Here is a 1215-nt window from a genome sequence, read left to right on the forward strand (position 1 = left end):
GCGATGGACTGCCACAGGGCGGAAGCGGCATCGTTGTCCACGAAGATTTCGAAGCCGTCTTCACCGGTGTAACCAGTGCGGGCGAGCAGCAGTTCCACGGTGTTCCCGGCAAAGGTGAAGGGCACCTCGACGGCGGCGTAGTACTTGAGCTCGGTGAGGAGCGAGTGCTGTTCGGCCGGGACCAAACGGAGGAGGATCTCTTCCGCCTTGGGGCCCTGGACGGCGATCAGCGAGGTGGCTGCCGAGGCGTCCTCGACGACGACGTCAAAGTTGGCCGCACGCTGCGCCAGAGCGTCGGCAACAACCTTGGCGTTGCCGGCGTTCGGAACCACGAGGAACTTGGAATCCCCGCGGCGGTAGGTGATGAGGTCGTCGATGATGCCGCCGTCTTCCTGGCAGATCAACGAGTACTTGGCCTTGCCAACCGACATGGCCGAAATTTTGCCGACCAGTGCATAGTCCAGGAAGGCCGCAGCGTCCGGGCCGGTGACCCAGACTTCGCCCATGTGGGAGAGGTCGAACAGGCCGGCGGACTGGCGGACGGCGTGGTGCTCGGCCAGTTCGGAGGAGTACTTCAAGGGCATCTGCCAGCCACCGAAATCGGTGAAGGAAGCGCCGAGCTTCTTGTGCTCTTCGTAGAGCGCAGTGTAGTTCTCAGTCATCGTGAGGAGTCCTTTAGTTCTCGAAGGCTTCGATCGGAGGGCAGGAGCAGACCAGGTTACGGTCCCCTGCGGCGCCGTCGATGCGGCCTACGGGCGGGAAGTACTTGTCCTGCTTGAGGTGGTGGACGGGGAAGACTGCCTGCTCGCGGGAGTATTCGCGGTTCCAGTCAGAGCTCACGACGGCGGCCGCAGTGTGCGGTGCGTGGCGCAACGGGCTGTTCTCCACCGTGAAATCGCCGTTCGCGACCTGGTCGATTTCCTTGCGGATGGTGATCATGGCTTCGATGAAGCGGTCGATCTCGCCCAGGTCCTCGGACTCGGTGGGCTCCACCATGAGGGTGCCCGCCACCGGGAACGCCAGCGTCGGGGCGTGGAAACCGTAGTCGATGAGGCGCTTGGCCACATCCTCGGCGGTAACGCCCGTGCGGGCCGTCAGTTCACGCAGGTCCAGGATGCACTCGTGAGCCACGAGTCCGCCTTCGCCCGTGTAGAGAACCGGGAAGTACTCGTTGAGGCGGGAGGCGATGTAGTTCGCGGCAAGCAGCGCGGACTT

1 protein-coding gene and 1 pseudogene are annotated in these 1215 nt (G+C 63.7%); both read right to left on the reverse strand.

The annotated features are described in order from the left end of the window. Positions 1-662 (reverse strand): aminomethyltransferase family protein (locus tag OOZ51_RS22355; RefSeq protein ID WP_489667157.1); only part of this gene is annotated, 662 nt, incomplete at its 3' end. Between the two features lie 13 nt (positions 663-675). Next, positions 676-1215: pseudogene (locus OOZ51_RS22360) on the reverse strand (glycine dehydrogenase (aminomethyl-transferring)); the annotation flags it as partial.

The sequence above is a fragment of the Arthrobacter rhizophilus genome (assembly GCF_026241105.1).
In the GTDB taxonomy this organism is placed as follows: domain Bacteria; phylum Actinomycetota; class Actinomycetes; order Actinomycetales; family Micrococcaceae; genus Arthrobacter.